Origin of the sequence: Veillonella parvula (assembly GCF_040094895.1) — a bacterium.
GTDB lineage: Bacteria > Bacillota > Negativicutes > Veillonellales > Veillonellaceae > Veillonella > Veillonella parvula_L.
In genome coordinates, this window is the sequence record NZ_JBBNGV010000002.1 from 138,921 (window position 1) to 156,614 (window position 17,694).

At 37.5% G+C, this 17,694-nt stretch carries 16 protein-coding genes; 2 read left to right on the top strand and 14 right to left on the bottom strand.

Annotated features, from left to right (window positions below):
- Positions 1-32 precede the first annotated feature (32 nt).
- Positions 33-821 carry a molybdate ABC transporter substrate-binding protein gene (gene modA / locus AAAT26_RS04655; protein ID WP_008715397.1) on the bottom strand — a complete coding sequence of 263 codons (789 nt, stop codon included), beginning with the start codon at positions 819-821 and terminating at the stop codon, positions 33-35.
- A 383-nt stretch (positions 822-1,204) separates the two neighbouring features.
- Here modA and AAAT26_RS04660 point away from each other — a divergent pair, with 383 nt between their 5' ends.
- A complete protein-coding gene (locus tag AAAT26_RS04660) occupies positions 1,205-2,194 on the top strand; it encodes an AEC family transporter (RefSeq protein WP_316581470.1) in 990 nt (329 codons plus the stop codon).
- Positions 2,195-2,251: 57 nt separating this feature from the next.
- Here AAAT26_RS04660 and AAAT26_RS04665 read toward each other — a convergent pair whose 3' ends face one another.
- The 10 genes from AAAT26_RS04665 to glmS all read right to left on the bottom strand — a co-directional run bounded on the left by AAAT26_RS04665 (position 2,252) and on the right by glmS (position 11,754).
- Positions 2,252-3,127: a DMT family transporter gene (locus tag AAAT26_RS04665; protein ID WP_232192021.1), complete on the bottom strand. Its 876-nt coding sequence runs from the start codon at positions 3,125-3,127 to the stop codon at positions 2,252-2,254.
- Between the two features lie 119 nt (positions 3,128-3,246).
- Complete coding sequence (locus AAAT26_RS04670) at positions 3,247-3,537, bottom strand: ArsR/SmtB family transcription factor (RefSeq protein WP_004693850.1); 291 nt, start codon at positions 3,535-3,537, stop codon at positions 3,247-3,249.
- Positions 3,538-3,729: 192 nt separating this feature from the next.
- A complete protein-coding gene (locus AAAT26_RS04675) occupies positions 3,730-4,176 on the bottom strand; it encodes a universal stress protein (protein ID WP_004693853.1) in 447 nt (148 codons plus the stop codon).
- A gap of 169 nt (positions 4,177-4,345) precedes the next feature.
- Positions 4,346-5,617 (bottom strand): hypothetical protein, encoded by a 1,272-nt coding sequence (locus AAAT26_RS04680; protein WP_278456660.1) that lies wholly within the window; start codon positions 5,615-5,617, stop codon positions 4,346-4,348.
- An 8-nt stretch (positions 5,618-5,625) separates the two neighbouring features.
- Positions 5,626-6,381: an amino acid ABC transporter ATP-binding protein gene (locus AAAT26_RS04685; protein ID WP_077708072.1), complete on the bottom strand. Its 756-nt coding sequence runs from the start codon at positions 6,379-6,381 to the stop codon at positions 5,626-5,628.
- 153 nt (positions 6,382-6,534) lie between these two features.
- Positions 6,535-7,191: an amino acid ABC transporter permease gene (locus AAAT26_RS04690; RefSeq protein ID WP_227037746.1), complete on the bottom strand. Its 657-nt coding sequence runs from the start codon at positions 7,189-7,191 to the stop codon at positions 6,535-6,537.
- Between the two features lie 123 nt (positions 7,192-7,314).
- Positions 7,315-8,127 (bottom strand): amino acid ABC transporter substrate-binding protein, encoded by an 813-nt coding sequence (locus tag AAAT26_RS04695; protein WP_012863876.1) that lies wholly within the window; start codon positions 8,125-8,127, stop codon positions 7,315-7,317.
- A gap of 238 nt (positions 8,128-8,365) precedes the next feature.
- Entirely contained in the window at positions 8,366-8,842 is a 477-nt protein-coding gene (locus AAAT26_RS04700; protein WP_008602920.1) for a hypothetical protein, read from the bottom strand.
- A gap of 36 nt (positions 8,843-8,878) precedes the next feature.
- The gene (trpS, locus tag AAAT26_RS04705) at positions 8,879-9,865 is read right to left on the bottom strand and encodes a tryptophan--tRNA ligase (protein ID WP_278456663.1); all 987 of its coding nucleotides are present in this window, start codon (positions 9,863-9,865) and stop codon (positions 8,879-8,881) included.
- A 56-nt stretch (positions 9,866-9,921) separates the two neighbouring features.
- Positions 9,922-11,754: a glutamine--fructose-6-phosphate transaminase (isomerizing) gene (gene glmS, locus AAAT26_RS04710; protein ID WP_119562334.1), complete on the bottom strand. Its 1,833-nt coding sequence runs from the start codon at positions 11,752-11,754 to the stop codon at positions 9,922-9,924.
- A 524-nt stretch (positions 11,755-12,278) separates the two neighbouring features.
- Here glmS and AAAT26_RS04715 point away from each other — a divergent pair.
- A complete protein-coding gene (locus tag AAAT26_RS04715) occupies positions 12,279-13,799 on the top strand; it encodes a hypothetical protein (RefSeq protein ID WP_349208933.1) in 1,521 nt (506 codons plus the stop codon).
- 121 nt (positions 13,800-13,920) lie between these two features.
- On the opposite strand, the gene AAAT26_RS04720 is transcribed toward AAAT26_RS04715, so the two are convergent.
- The 3 genes from AAAT26_RS04720 to glmM all read right to left on the bottom strand — a co-directional run bounded on the left by AAAT26_RS04720 (position 13,921) and on the right by glmM (position 17,650).
- A complete protein-coding gene (locus AAAT26_RS04720) occupies positions 13,921-15,033 on the bottom strand; it encodes a tetratricopeptide repeat protein (protein ID WP_316581129.1) in 1,113 nt (370 codons plus the stop codon).
- Between the two features lie 244 nt (positions 15,034-15,277).
- Positions 15,278-15,973: an aspartate/glutamate racemase family protein gene (locus tag AAAT26_RS04725; protein WP_316581130.1), complete on the bottom strand. Its 696-nt coding sequence runs from the start codon at positions 15,971-15,973 to the stop codon at positions 15,278-15,280.
- A 324-nt stretch (positions 15,974-16,297) separates the two neighbouring features.
- Positions 16,298-17,650, bottom strand: coding sequence for a phosphoglucosamine mutase (gene glmM, locus AAAT26_RS04730; protein WP_008602925.1), 1,353 nt, complete (start codon positions 17,648-17,650; stop codon positions 16,298-16,300).
- Positions 17,651-17,694 lie beyond the last annotated feature (44 nt).

The window sequence follows — 17,694 nt, forward strand, 5'->3', positions numbered from 1 at the left end:
AAACGCTAGCCCTGAAAGCTAGCGCTTTACTCTTATTTAGAAGTAGAGAAACCGTATTTTTCTAATACTTTTTGGCCTTCTGGGCTCATTACGTATTGGTAGAAGTCTTTTGCCAATGCGTTGTCATATTTTTTAATAATACCAATTGGATAGATAACTGGATCATGGGAATCAGCCGGTGTTACTGCAGAGATTTCAACTGCATCGCCCGCTGCGATAGCATCAGTTTTATAGATGAAACCAGCATCACCAGCACCTTGGCTAATGGAAGCTGTTACAGCTTTTACATCTTTAGCGTATACTACATTAGGTTCTACCTGTTCCCAAACGCCTAGTTTTGTTAATACTTGTTTACCATAGTTACCAGCTGGTACTGTTTCAGGATTGCCCAATACGATACGCTTTACTGTAGCGATTTGATTTAGCTCAACCTTAGGTTGACCTTTTGGAACTACGAGAACGAGTTCATTAGTTACGAATGGTTTTACATCAGTTACCAAATCTTTTTCTTGTAACATTTTCATATTTTTCTCGTCAGCAGAAATAAATAAACTAGCTGGTGCACCTTGTTCGATTTGTTGACGTAATGTACCAGAACCAGCGAAGTTAATAGCGATTTGATCATCCGCTAAGTTATGGCTTTTTTTGTAAGCATCAGCCAATTCTGTAAGAGCACCTTTGAGGCTTGCTGCAGCTTGTACAGTAATCTTTTCAGATGTGCTTGGTTTAGCTGACTCAGCTGGTTTACTTGCATCATTGCCACAACCGACTAAAAAGGCAAGCATGAAAACGCTCATTAACACTAATAAAATTCGTTTCATAATTCCTCCTGTGCATCCCTTAAAACGCCACACTGTAAAAGCTATGGTAACACCTAGAGACACCTCGTGTACTAACAAACTAAAATATACAATATATTCATATTATACTATAAATCGATGGTTAAAGTCGTATATCCAAAATCACATATTGCATAGATATTTCTGATGATTATGATAAGTAATTATAATCGATAAATTTTTAAGCCCCAAACAATAGATACTATGGTATGATAATACTACAAAGGATAAAAATATTTTAAAAAACTTATTCACTTACAGCTTATATAAAACAACTGTATATTTACTACATATAGTTATACGATTAATTAAAACTATGCCTTATATATTAACTAATATATTAAAGAAAAACTCTAGGTGAGATGATGAATCTATTCGAATTAGTAGGCCATATTTTTATGAATTCTATGGTCCCTATCTTAGTACTTATAGGCGTGGGATTTATATTAGATAGAAGATTTAAACTCGATCTATATACGCTGAGTAAACTAAACTTTTATATATTGTTACCTACCTTTATATTTCGAGCGATGTATGAAGCTAAACTTAACTCAGGTACTTTGGAGATTGTATTCTGTGCGCTCTGTGTACTCATATTAAACTCCATCCTTTCAGATGTGGTAGGTAAGATGCAAGGATATGATGTGGCTAAGATTGCAACCTTAAAAAACTGCGTTATGTTTAATAACGTTGGGAATATGGGTGTCGCCCTTGCTATCTTTGTATTTACTAACATTCCATACGTCATCGATGGTGCTACCCCCTATGCTAATCTAGGTTTAGTGAGTGTTGTATCTATCATGATCATACAAACTATTAGCAGTAATACCTACGGTTTCTACCAAGCGGGAGCAGGACGATTAACCCCTCGGGATGCACTAAAAGTCGTATTCCACATGCCCATGGTATATGCTATCCCACTGGCGCTACTTTGCCACCTATTCCCTTTCGATTTACACGGTCTCTTCTTCTTTGCACCGCTCAATATATTTGCCAATGCTTTCGTTGGCGTCGCTATGATTGCCTTGGGTGTTCAAATTAATAGAACACCGCTAAACTTCTTTAAGATGGATGTCATGCTTGCTACTACATTACGGCTCATTGTAAGTCCACTCATAGCCGCTGGTATTACCATACTATTCATTATGTTCTACGGTCCTATGCATCCAATAGCGGCACAAACCATCATCATAACCTACAGCGTACCTACGGCTATCAATATGTCTCTTATTGCTATTGAAATGAAGAATAATCCAGAATATGCTACACAAATCGTAATGGGCACAACTATTTTATCCGCTATAACTATGCCACTGTTTATTACTATAGCCTATTATCTATTCCCATTATATTAAAATAAAAAATCATAGTTATAAAAAATCACTCATAGCCATATGACTATGAGTGATTTTTTATGCCTTAGCATTTAGCCTTGTTAAACAAGTTACACAAGCTGTAACAATTATAGCACCAATAATTTCATTCAAGGCTAAATTATGATTAAGAATAACTACATCTAAAGCTAAAGTAACTATTGGTCCCATTGCACTAATAACGGCTGCAAGAGATGCATTAATTCTTTTAAGACCAAAAGACATCAAGTATGAAGGAATGATAGAACAAAAAATGGCCAAAAATACTAAATAAATCATAGTATGTGTTTGGAGTGTTGAAAATGTAGTAAAATTTTTGCTATCAATTATAAAGCCGAGAAGTAAAAGTACTGTAGTTATACACATATAAGTACTGGTAAAAATAGTAGAACTAATATTCGAAACAGCCCTCTTACTATAAATAATAAACAACGCCCAAAAGATGGCAGAAAGAAAGACTAGTGAAATGCCTATTAAAGTATCTGTAAGGTGGTTATCAACGGTAGGATTAAACATAATTGCTAATCCTAGCACAGTAGATACAATTAAAACTACTTTTGAAAATGTAATGCGTGATAAATCTGATGATAACAGAAAAACGTAAATTGGAAATGTAAATAGAACAGCACGTTCTAATGAGGCAGATATATATAATAATCCTATGAAGTCCGTTATAGATGAAGATACATAAAGAATAGCCCCCAAAAATGAGTATTTAAAAACCTTACTTTTATTCACGCTATTCCAATCAAAGCGAATCATTGGTATAAGAAAAAAAGGTAATGATAAAACAGCCCTACACACAAGAACATTTAAGGGGCTCAGTGAATCTAAATAAATTAGTTTTGCCCATATAGATTTTGTTGATAAGAATACAGTAGCTAAAAACACCACTAATATTCCTATATTTTTCATTAACAGATTCACTTTATATACTTCTCCATAATCAAATACAACTCAAATAAAATATATAAAATATAAAAACACATTTCATCCTAAGTAGGACGAAATGTGTTCATTATAAAAAATTTAAATTATTGATGAGCTACGTGTTCCATCCCCATGCGAACTAAACATTCAACATGATCATCGTTTAGAGAATAGTATGCTGTTTTCCCATCTTTACGATATGTAACAAGGCGTGCTTGGCGCAATACACGCAATTGATGAGAAATAGCAGATTGTCCCATCTCCATGGTTTCTGCAATGTGATTAACACACATTTCATTTTCTAGTAATAGCTCTACTATTTTAAGGCGTGTAGGATCACCCAAGATTTTAAACAGTTCTGCTAGCTTCAGCAATGATTCTTGTTTGTCGGTCATATAATCCCCCTTTTTTAATCCTATCCATTCTTTTTTGTAGCTCTTCTATGTCACTAATCGATACGTCTTAACGTATAACACCAATATGTATGGCATACATATAGACATTATATCATTTTTAACATAAAAAAGAGACTTTGAGAAACCAAAGTCTCTTTTTTTATCATATCTATATAAGATATAAGATATAAATTATTTAATGATTAATACAGGGCAAGTGGAGTGGCTAGTTACATAGCTACTTACGCTACCCATGAATAAGCCTTTCAAAGGGCCAAGACCACGGCTACCCATTACGATGAGATCAGCATTATATTTTTTTGCCACTGCAAGTAGTGCAGGTCCAGGGGAGCCAACTTCAAATACGCTTTTAACTTTTACGCCTGCAGGAATTTCTTTCACTACATCATTAAGAATTTCCTTACCAGTTTCTTCCATATCCTCAGCAATTTGCTCAGATACATATCCACCAGAAATTGGTGTTTGATCAAAATTGGAAATAGCAGACACAATATTTGCAACGTGAACAACAATCAATTCAGCTTGGTTGCGATCCGCTACAGCGAGAGCATGTTCCAACGCACGTTTAGCATTTTCAGAACCATCAGTAGGTACGACAATAGTTTTGTAGGTAACCATAATAACCCCTCCTATTCCTAATCCCTCAAAGGGGATATGATCAAATATCGTTTAGCCTATACTAATATATTCTAGACCATCAAGGAAAACTCCTCTTTTTTCTGAGGATTTATTACATTATAGCACAAATCGTACAGAATTATACAAATAAAAGAATATTATGCGTATATTAAAGAACCTGAGACGATTGATTTGTATTAAGTGTAGTAGTCAATTTAAAACCATCTAATATATCTATAAGTTCCTGAGTAGCAAGATTGCTAGTGGATGGACCAATCATTCGAGCTACTGCTACATTACCTTCATTGCCAAGAATAATTGTTGCGCCAAAGGATACTGGTTCCGCTACAGATGTATCAGATGTATTTGGATTTTTCATATGGCCCGCCAAATAGAACATCACATTACCGTCAATGATATGCGTTTCATAACGAGTAATCGTGGCCTTGTTCACATCAACCAATTGTTTAAGATAATAATCACCAAGCATCTGCTTAGCCATCATAGTTGGCATACCGGAGCTGACAGCTTGTACTGGAATTGTAAAGGACTCAATGTCAAGGCGTACATTATGTTTAGTAAAAGCAATCTTACCTTTTTCATTAAGACGGGTAAAACCTTTTGGATAGGTAAATTTGATACCTTCTGCAACACTGATATCGCTTGTGCCGGTTAATATTTTTTTTACCCCTTTAATAGCATTAGAACCGCGCTTATTGATCAATTCAAAGGATGGAATTGTATGCTCCATCAAACCTAGCTCCATAAACTCTGCACGAACAGGTGCATACGTACTAGACAAATTGTACCGATGAGTTGGATCTTTCTCCATGATAAATTCTGCTTCAAATACAGACTGAACCGGCTCTGTAGATGTCATATCTGCATAAGATTTTGGTGTACTCTTATCCCAGCGTGCGGAAACTGCACCTTTCTTAGCAAAGAACCCACCAACAATATCATTATGCTCAAAGTTATTGCTATGTTGGCGCCAAATATTCAAATACTCCTCATTAGACATGCCCTTAATAGGTACACCATACCAAGTTGTATTCCATTCTTTTTGAGATACTCCTTCTTGCGGTGTATTATTGCGCTTAGTAAAAGATACTGTATAGGAATCCTCTTGGGTAGGGCCCGCTAAATTAAAGGAATACCCTTGAATATGTTCGCTTTCACTACGTACATCCATATCTAGCATAACACCATCAGCTACACGCCAAGGAATCGAGAACATATAACCATTTTTGTAATCCTTCACCACCGTGTTCATCTTAGTAGCATAGGATTTGTATTGTTCTGGCAAAATAGATGCGGAATCCTTCTGAGATTCCACAATAGATAAAGGTGTATCAGGCGTCTTCTGTAAACCTTCCGCCATAATAGAAGTCGTTCCCAAAGCCATGACAGCTAAGGTTGCCGCAAATAAACGTAACTTCATAGAACCTCCTATAACATATTATCCAAGAACGCTTTCGTTCTTTCGTTCTGCGGATGACTAAAAATTTGTTCTGGTGTTCCTTCTTCTTGAATAACACCATCAGCCATAAAGATAACACGATCCGATACTTCACGAGCAAAGTTCATTTCATGAGTTACGATAATCATCGTCATGTGATCGTCCGCCAATTGTTTGATTGTCTTAAGAACCTCACCAGTAAGCTCAGGATCAAGAGCAGATGTGGGTTCATCAAAAAGCATGATTTCTGGATTCATCGCTAGCGCACGGGCAATAGCTACACGCTGTTGCTGACCGCCAGACAAGCGAGATGGATACATATCTCGTTTTTCCCATAATCCTACTTTATTGAGTAATTGCTCTGCAATCGGTGAGATTTCGTCATCTTTCATACCTTTTACCATACGTGGAGCAATCATAATATTATCTAATACCGTCATATGCGGGAACAAGTTGAAAGATTGGAATACCATACCCATGCGGAGCAATAATTCATGCTGAGTTTGAGGAGAAGCGTATTTTACAACCCCATTTTCAGTACTAGCAAGAATCGTACCATCAACGGTAATAGAGCCTCCATCAATCGTTTCTAACTGACCCAAGCAGCGTAAAAATGTAGATTTACCAGAACCAGAAGGTCCGATAATAGAAACAATTTCGCCTCTATTCATTTTGAGCGACACATCGCGCAATACGGTTTGATTATTAAAGCGTTTTTCAATACGCTCCATATTTACAAATGTCATAAGTACCTCTTACATCGTCAGATTAAGTATATAATTAGCGTCTCAAGTAAAGATATCTCATCTACGAAATCGCATCTATAGACATCAAATAAAAGTATTCCACCTATAAAACTAGCTACACCATTACATACGACAAACTACCATAGAATTAGATTAATCTTCGTATACAGCAAATCTTCGTTCTAAGTAGCTGAAGATATTCGTCAAAATAAAGGTAAAGATTAAGTAGAATAATGCTGCCACGAGGAATGCAGAAATATCAAAATCACGTTGTACGATAGATTTTGTAATACGCAAGATATCATTCATCGCCAATACATACACGAGAGATGTATCTTTCAATAAGTTAATCGTCTCATTCGCAAGAGGAGGCAATACACGTTTAAACATTTGTGGTAAGATGATTTTACGCATAGTTTGCGCATAGGTAAAACCAAGCACCTTCGCCCCTTCGTACTGACCTCGAGAGATAGATTGAATGCCCCCACGGAAAATCTCACATAAATAAGCTGCGTAGTTTAATACGAAGGTAAGAACTGCTGCCGTCGCATCATCCATCTGAATGGCACCGTCTGTAATGATTGGCAAGGCATAATAGACGAATAAAATTTGTAACATCAACGGTGTGCCACGCATTAAGTACACGAAAGCATCAACAAGCTTATCTACTAAAGGCAATTTAGATAGACGTAACATAGCCATTAAAATGCCACCAGGAATAGATAAAATCCATACAATACAGAATAGCGATACGGTTACCTTTAAACCATCAGCGATGGTTGGGATAATCTGCAATAAATAATCTAACATGAAAGACTCCTTCAAAACACGACTAGAGAAGGGCCATCTGGCCGCTTCTCTAGTGTACATTTCGTTCTTTAATTATCAGTTGTACCTACTGACCATAGTACTATTAGTATATCACGAATTGTACTATTTAGCATCGCTCTTATCTAAGTCTGCGCCTGAGCCTAACCATTTTTCAGCAATTTTATCAGCAGTACCGTCTTTTTTCATTTCAGCTAAGATACCATTAATTTTGTCACGCAAAGCAGTATCATCTTTACGGAAACCAACAGCGAAATTATCAACGCCGTAGTCAGTACCTTCTACAATCTTGTATTTACCAGGTTCTTTTGTCATAAGATAACGAGCGATTACACCGTCAGCAATAACCGCATCAACACGACCAATACCAAGATCCATAAATGCACTTACAAAATCCGCATAGGATTTTGTTTCTTTAACAGTCTTACCGCTTGGATCGTTTTGCAATGCTGCTTCACCAGTACTAGCTTGTTGCACGCCTACTACCTTACCAGCTAAATCGGCTTTACCTTTAATGGAGTCATCGTCATTACGAACAATGACGTATTGTTTATCCTTCATATATGTATTGGAGAATAAAATATTCTTCTCGCGCTCAGGAGAGACTGTTAAGCCATTCCACAAAGCATCAATTTTTTTAGATTTTAGTTCCGCTTCTTTACTGGACCAGTCAATAGCTTTGAACTCTACATCCATACCAGCACGTTTAGCTGCTTCTTTAGCCATGTCGATATCAAACCCGACGATTTCACCTTTTTCATCTTTAAAGCCCATTGGAGGGAAACTATCATCTAAACCGATAACAACTTTCTTAGGCAATTCTGTATTAGCCTTTTTAGTGTCACCACCACAACCTGTTACAAATGCCATCATAGATACAGCTGCAAGGCCAACGGCCATCATCTTTTTCCAATTCATAACTATCCTCCACAGCGATTATCGCCTATTTACCACTTAATAATATGTTCAATATAGATTTAGATTCCGTACTTAATGATTGTATTATACTTTAGTTCATTAAAGTTGTAAATAGTTAATTTGGTGAATTTTTGAGTTTCTTATCTTACAGATTCTCCACATATACATTTTATGATTCTAGATTCATTTGCTTTATCTTTCTGTATGCCTATATTATATGACGCTTAGTGCTTATGCTTTATGACTGCGTATGTTTATGGATGGCCTCAATCATCGCCATTTTATCCTTGTACGCCACCTGATGCAGATCAAGTGGTATCACATAGATTCCACCATGACCATTCATCGCTTGCAACTCGCGCCATTCCTCAGTGAATCCGATAATATGCTCATAATCAACAAAGACGAAATATTCATCCCCATAGAATAAACTGTGAAAGTATTCTTTCACAGAAAAAGGCCTACGTTTTAACACGAGGCCCTTTTCACAGATAAAAGCTTGACTTTCACCTAATCTATGAAGGGTCCATAATATCACGAGCAACAACAGATAATACCATACACGTTCCGCCCAGTCTGAGGGCATATATTTTACAATCAACGCACACGCAACTAGACCGATGATGCGACCGGTCCACTGTATACCGCGATGTATTTCTAAGCTCTGTTGTACGGCACCTGATGAAAAGCGTTCCATCGCCTCTTGTTTCGTCATGGTTTACCTCACAAATTGAAAGTCTACTATATGATTTTATTTACGGCACAAGCCCATAGCTTGTTCTACCTTACGATACATTACACTTGCTTTAGCATGCGCCTTAGCAGCCCCTTCATCAAGGATTACATCCAATTCAGGGCTTGTAATCAATTCATTGTAACGTTGTTGAATTGGTTCAAGGGTTGCTACTAATAGATCAGCAATATCGGATTTAAATACACCGTAACCTTTGCCGGCATACATTTCTTCGATAACTTCATAGCTGTCTTTTGTAATAGCACGGTATATTCCCATCAAGTTAGAAATGCCAGGTTTATTCTCTTTATCATAACGCACTGCATTATCAGAATCAGTTTGAGCTCGTTTCAACTTTTTCACGATTAAATCTGGTGCATCCAAAAGACGGATTGTAGCATTTTGGTTATCATCAGATTTACTCATTTTCTTAGTTGGTTCTTGTAAGCTCATAACGCGAGCACCACCTTCTCCGACCTTGATATCAGGTACTACAAAAGTTTCACCGAATCTACGGTTAAAACGCTCTGCTAAATTACGAGTCAACTCGAGATGTTGCTTTTGGTCTTCCCCTACAGGAACATAATTCGTACCATATAGCAAAATATCTGCCGCCATCAACGGTGGATACGTAAGCAATGCAGTTGGAATAGAATCCCCTTGCTTTTGAGACTTATCCTTGTACTGAGTCATACGCTCTAATTCGCCAACATAGCTAATAGATTGCATAACCCAACCGAGCTTAACATGCTCAGGTACTTCAGATTGAACAAACAATGTTACCTTTTTAGGATCAAGGCCAACCGCAAGGTACAATGCAGCCAAATTACGAGTGTTTTGAAATAATTCTTTTGGATCTTGCGGTACCGTAATCGCATGTTGGTTAACGATACAATAGTAACATTCATCAGTATCTTGATAGTCTAAGAAATTACGTAAAGCCCCCAAATAGTTACCAAGTGTTAACTCCCCACTTGGTTGGATGCCGGAAAATATAACTGCCATAATAGTCTCCCTATATTGAAATAAACCAACAGTGCCAAAGCACTGTTGGTTATATATTATTCTACGGTTACAGATTTAGCCAAATTACGTGGTTTATCTACGTCTGCACCGCGTGTAATTGCTGCATAATACGCCAATAGTTGCAATGGTACAACTGCTAAGATTGGAGCGATAAATTTATTCGCACGAGGCACATAAATTGTGTGGTCTACGTGTTTAGATAATTCTTCGTCACCTTTCATGCCAATACCGATTACAATAGCTTCACGAGCTTTTACTTCACGGATGTTGCTAATCATCTTATCGTACACATCCTCTTGTGTAGCCAATGCGATAACAGGTACGCCCTCTTCGATAAGAGCCAATGTACCATGTTTCAATTCGCCACCAGCATATGCTTCAGCGTGGATGTAAGAAATTTCTTTCAACTTCAAAGCACCTTCCATCGCTACTGCATAGTCGATAGCACGGCCCAAGAAGAATGCATCAGATTTGAAGCCATAATGTTTAGCAAAGGCTTTCATATCTTCGTCTACTTCAAAAATTTCATGAATCAAGGATGGTAAGTTTTTAACGCCGCTAAGAATTTCTTCGGCTAAGGCTGGATTTAATTTACCATTTAATTGACCTAGATATACGGCGAACAACAAGCCCGCTACTAATTGAGTAGTGTACGCTTTTGTGGACGCTACAGAAATTTCAGGGCCCGCCCATGTGTAAACTTTGTTATCTGCTTCACGAGAAATGCTGGAACCAACAACATTGGTGATAGCCAAGGATTTAGCACCAAGGCGTTTAGCTTCTTTCAAAGCCGCCAATGTATCGGATGTTTCACCAGATTGGCTGATAACGATACATAATGTTTTATCATCAGTCAACGGATTGCTGTAACGGTATTCAGATGCAATTTCTACATCAACTGGAATACGCGCCAAGTTTTCAATATATTGTTTTGTTACAAGACCTGCATGGTATGCAGTACCGCATGCAACGATGAGAATTTTATTGAAAGCGGCTACATCTTCAGCAGTCCAATTTAGCTCATCAAAGATTGCTGTTTTACCATCTTCAGCGATATGTGTACCGAATGTATCGCGAACAGCTTTAGGTTGATCATGAATCTCTTTCAACATGAAATGCTCATAACCACCTTTTTCTGCTGCTTCAGCGTTCCAATTTACATGGAATACCTCTTTATCAACAGGGTTACCTTCACGGTCGAATACGGATACATTATCACGAGTTACGATAGCTAATTCACCATCGCTCAAGATGTATGTATCACGTGTGTAGTTAATGATAGCTGGAATATCGGATGCTACAAAGTTTTCACCTTTGCCAAGGCCGATAACCAATGGGTTTTCTTTTTTAGTACAAATGATTTTATCTGGCTCATCGGAGCAGATGATTTCAAGAGCATACGCACCATCAACACGAGCTAGCATGCGGCGTACTGTGCCCACGAAATCGCCATCGTACATATCCTCTAACAAATGAGCTACAACTTCTGTATCAGTTTCAGATTTGAAATGGTACCCTTTTGCAAGGAGCTCTTCTTTCAAAGGCATGTAGTTTTCAATAATGCCGTTGTGTACAACAGCAAATTTACCATCTTCAGATGCATGAGGGTGGGCGTTCATATCGGATGGACGACCATGTGTAGCCCAACGTGTATGACCAATGCCTACAGTTCCTTCATTAGGATCTGCTTTCACAACTGCCTCAAGATTAGCAAGACGGCCAACCTTCTTTTGAATTTTAATTACATTTTCAGGACCGATAACAGCAATACCTGCAGAGTCATAACCACGGTATTCTAACTTTGCCATACCGTCCAACAAGAAATCAGATGCTTGATTAAAGCCAATGTATCCTACGATACCGCACATACGTATATCCTCCTATAACTGGGGGTATTTCTAGCCCCAGCAAAAACTAAGGCTAACTAATTAATGTTCTAGATTAATATTCTATTTAATGTATTAAATATTAGTTCAATACAATTCATTCAGATATACTTTGTCCCCATCGTTACCGATGGGCTTTTTAATACCTGTTACGACATGAATATGCCGGAAGAGCATCCGCTGATGACTCGATCACTCTTCACCTCGTCTACCCTAACGACTGCCTTCGCGGGTACTTGCGCTATTCGCCTTTACGAATTTGGAATTCCTTTCTATGATATACGGCAGAATCAGTACAAAATAAAATATGTACTGACGTATATTATACTAAAAATATCGATAAAAAGTAAACCACCACAGATAATTCAAAAAGAATAGAAAAGATTGATTCTATGCTTCACGTCCTTTTCATTGTAAGAAATTATACTTCTACCATTCTAAATTTTACACAATTAGATTTTGTTGTATTTTCAAAATGTATGTATATAATTTGGGAGATGATAATCATGAATAAAACAACTATAAAGAAGCAACATAAAATTAAAAAGAACAGTTTGTCATATAGAAAATTGCGTCGTTGGGTATTACCTGCAGTCCTTGGTGCAGCTCTGTCGACATTAGCGGTTATCCCAACCTTAGCCGCAGAGACTCAAACTAGTACTAACGTAGCAGTTGTAACCTCAACAGAACAAACTAAAACAGTACCATCCGCACAAGGAAGCACACCTCCAAACGGTGCACCTCACGGCAAACCACCTGCAGGTCAATCACCTACAGGCACGTCTAACCAAATACATCCAAATGGAAATCCTCCTTCTGGCACTCCTAACGGTATGCCTCCAATGGCTATGCAGAATGGAGCCCCTAATGGAATGGCACCACAAGTTGAAGTAGATCCTAGTACTTTTAAAGGCACAACTATCGTTACAGAAAACAAATCCATTGCTCACGAATCGATGACAAACACAACGGCTGATCAGAATGCTTTCATCGGTAAAAATAAAGCGGTAATTGATATTGAAAATAGCGTTTTCGATAAAACAGGCGACACTACAAGCGATGACAACAGCAATTTCCACGGTCAAAATGCAGTAGTCCTCGGTATCGACGGGAGCCAAATCAATATTAAAGGCAGTAATATTACATCTAATTCTAAAGGCTCTAACGCAGTCTTTGCCACTGGTGAAGGCTCGGTTATCAACGTAGAAAATACTAATATTCACACAAAAAGCGATTCCTCTCGTGGATTAGATGCTACTTACAAAGGTACTGTAAATGGCAAAAACCTAACTATCACCACTGAAGGGGCTCATTCTGCCACACTTGCTACAGATCGCGGAGAAGGCACTATCAACGCAGAAGCAGCCAAACTTACGACATCTGGCGAAGGCAGTCCTGTTATCTACTCCACGGGTAATATTATAGTGAACAATGTCAACGGCATAGCGAATAACAGTGAAATTGGCGTCGTAGAAGGTAAGAACTCCATTACCCTTACAAACTCCAATGTAACAGGCTACAAAGATAATGGTTTCATGCTATATCAAAGCTTCTCTGGTGATGCTGAAAGCGGTATTGCTCGTCTGAAAGCAGAGAATAATACACTTACAACTCACGCTACGGGTGCGTTCCTCTATGTAAACAACACTACTGCTGAAGTAGACCTTTCTAACAATACAATCTCTATGCCGAACACTTCTACCCTAGTGAAAGCAGCTGCCGACTCCCGTTGGGGAAAAACTGGTGAGAACGGCGGTCATCTTACACTCCGCACATCTAATCAAGAACTAAGCGGTAATATTATAGCTGATTCAATCAGTACCATCGCACTAGACATGACAAATGGATCTAGCCTTGTAGGCGCTGTAAACACAGACAATGCTGCTAAAGAAGTAACTGTGAAACTCAGCAAAGACTCCAATTGGATACTCACAGGCGACAGCCATGTAAAATCTTTGAATAACGAAGACACCACAGGTAGTAACATTCACTTGAATGGATATAAACTCGTTGTGGCTGATAAATAATAATAAAAGCACTACTTTGAATTATTCCAATCCAAAGTAGTGCTATTCTTTTTCAATCAAAATTATAAAAGACTTCAACTATATAAATATTCTTTTGACCTATTACTATGAAGTTAGCGTATTATAAGTTATGAATTAAACAGTCTATTAAATAGCAGCCATATATAGGCCACAGTTTTAATTCAACCATAGGCTTGTAGTTTCCATCTTTAATTTTATGTTCCAATAAATTTAGATTCTCTAAATCATCTTCCCAGCTTTTGATATAGTCCTGCTTTTCTTCTTCGCTATCAAAGTCTTCGTCCATTTTTGCATTTTCAATGCATGCCAATATTTCTGTTCGTTGCTTGTCCACTTCACGACGGAACATATCATGTTGATTCATAATCCAAAGACCAAAGTAATAAGGGCCATCACTTAAATCACAGTGCTCTTTAGCCTTTTCACATTCGTCTAAGAATAGGCTATACTCATCTAATATATAATAGACGTCAATGATATCAAACTCAAAAACTTCATCATTACTTAAATGATATGCTACATCGCCTCCAAGCTTAATTTGCTTCAAACGATCGAGGGCTTGCTTTTTATTACCTAAATACACATCACAATAAGCAATACAAACTAGTAACCTCATCCTATTGGGATAGCTTTTTAATAACTCTTCAAAAATGACCTTTGCTTTCTCGTATTCCTTAAGCTCAAACAAACACACTGCATAGCCAAAGTTCATTTCATAACCATCGGATACTGTTCTTCCCTTTTCAAAGGCACGTAAGCTTTCCTTCAATTCCTCTACAGAACCTTTATCTCTATAAGCTGAAAAATGATATAAAGCCAGCCCTCTGTAAGTTTCTATATATGGAGAATTTAGCTTCACAGCTGCAGATAGATAGTCATATTCTTTTATATTTCCCTCATCGTTATAATAAAAAGCTAAATTAGTATAAACTCTTGCTTTATCGGTATCACTCAGTTCTTCTATATATTTTCTGAGAAACTCTTCTAATAGTTGTATTGAATTTTCTTCATGCCGCAACACCTGTTCAACAGTTGCTAAAGCACATACTATATTTAAATCATGCGGATGCTCATGCAGCAAACCATTCAAGTATGTTTTAAAACACTCTACATATTCCTTTAATACATTATAATCACTAAATATAGATACCTTATAAGTAGTTTCATATTCTATTTTTAGATTTTGCCAATACTCTCTTATAGCAAGTTTCATATTACACCTTTACTATCACCGAACATGTTTTAGACCATATGTTTATAATAACATAATTTATTACTTATATACTGTTGTGCCTATAATAACGCCGCTCATATAAATTCAAACTATACAAAAAGATTTCCTTTAGCCTCTATCTAATTCTAATTGCATAAAAATAACCCTCTATTAAATATTCTAAAAATGAATAAAATATCTAATAGAGAGTTATGTTGCTTGAACAAAATAAAACCTAACTATATTATGCTCTATCAATAGAAATTAAAGCCGCATTTTTTGCATGTATCAATGTAGTATCAAATAAAGGTATATCCGTATCATCTTGTTTAATAAGTAGCCCAATTTCAGTACAGCCTAAGATAACACCTTGTACACCAGATTTTACCAAATCACCAATAATATCTAAGTATTGTTGTTTAGATTCATTAGAAATAACACCTAAACACAATTCATTATATATAATATCATTCACAAGTTCGACTTGATCTTCGTTAGGTATAACAACATGAATCCCCCGATTTTCCAAGATACATTTATAAAAATCTTGTTGCATCGTGTACTTGGTACCGAGCAGACCTACCTTTGTAATACCTGATTTTTCCAACTCTACTGCAGTCATTTCCGCAATATGAAGAAGTGGAATATGAATATGTCTTTTTATTTCATCCGCTACTTTATGCATTGTATTCGTGCATATAACAATATAATCAGCACCAGCCTTTTCTAAAGATTGAGCAGCATCGGATAAAATTTCAGCACTTCTGATCCAATCTCCATTTACTTGACACTTTTCTATCTCTTCAAAATCGACACTATATAAAATACATTTTGCTGAATGTAAGCCGCCCAAAACTTGCTTAATAGTTTCATTCAAGACTTGATAATACGTAATCGTACTTTCCCAGCTCATTCCCCCAATTAAACCTATTGTTTTCATAATTTCACCCTCTAAGCTTAGAATAAACCAAAATAAAAAGATTATTCATTATGATTATTCAATTTTAAATATCACTCATCTCTAAACCTCCTATATATGTTCCTGCAGCGACTTTACGTAGGACGGAGCAAAGGGACATATATAGGAGGGGATACCTTTAATGTCAAATTGTAGAATGGATTCACAATTATTAAAATCCATAGGATTAATCTCAGTAAAGATGGTTCCTCGCTGTGGATTTTGCTTCGCAAAATCTTACGCTCGGAACAAAGTGATATGTGGGCTTCATCGTCGCAAGCTCCTCTGCCGCCTCACACCCTACTTTTATTCAGCCAACCCTTGTTCTCTACCGATAATATCAGCAATTTCTTGGCACAGGGATTGTAGTTCTTCTTGGTTAGGCCCTTCAGCCATGACACGAATGAGTGGTTCTGTCCCGGATGCACGTACTAAGACGCGACCTTCGTCACCAAGTTCTCCTTCAGCTGTTACGATAGCAGCTTTGATGAGGTCATTGTCTTCCCAGCCAGTTTTTGTAGCTACACGAACATTTACAAGAACTTGTGGGTATTTTGTCATAATGCCGGCCAATTCAGAAAGAGGTTGCTTTTTCTCCTTCATAAGAGCCGCCACTTGAACAGCTGTTAACATGCCGTCACCAGTGGTATTGTGATCTAAAAAGATTACGTGACCAGATTGTTCACCACCAACGGAAAGATTATGTTCACGCATGTATTCTAATACATATCGATCACCAACAGCAGTGGAAACTGTTTTCATACCAAGTTCTTCTGCTGCTTTATGGAATCCAATATTACTCATAACGGTACCAACTATGGTATCCCCTTTAAGTTTGCCTTCTTCTTTCAACTTAAGGGCGCATAGCAACATGATTTGATCACCATCGAGGACTTGACCTTTTTCATCAACCAATAAACAGCGGTCAGCATCGCCATCATTAGCAATACCAAGGTCTGCATTATGTTGTTGTACGGCTACTTGTAAGCCTTCAATATGTGTGGAACCACAATGATGATTGATATTCAAACCATCTGGATTCACATTAATATTAATGACTTTAGCACCTAGTCCAGACAAAATTTCCGGACCTACACTGGAAGCTGCACCATTGGCACCATCATAAACGATAGTCAACCCTTCAAGGGACGTATCGATTGTGTGACGTACAAAATGAGCATATAAATGAGCCAAGTTACTATTGAACTCAATTTTACCAATACCATCACCTGTAGGACGTGCCAATTCATTATCTGCACTTTGACGAACATATTTTTCCAATTCATCTTCCACTTCATCAGGTAATTTATAGCCATTACCATCAAAGAATTTAATGCCATTATCTGGATATGGGTTGTGGGATGCAGAAATAACAGCACCCGCATCAAAACCTTGTTGCCGTACAAGATACGCTACTGCAGGTGTTGGGATAACACCTGCAATTACTACATTGCCACCAACAGAGCAAATGCCCGCCGCTAATGCACTTTCAAGCATAGAACCAGAAATTCGCGTATCGCGACCAATCAAGAACGTAGGGTGATCCTTTTTCTTACCAAAATGCGTTCCTGCCGCACGACCTAAATGATAGGCTAATTCCGGCGTTAAAAACTCATTAACAACACCACGTACACCATCTGTACCAAATAAACGAGCCATAATTATCCTCCTCTAAGGATTTGTGAAAGTTTCACAAGTCTATA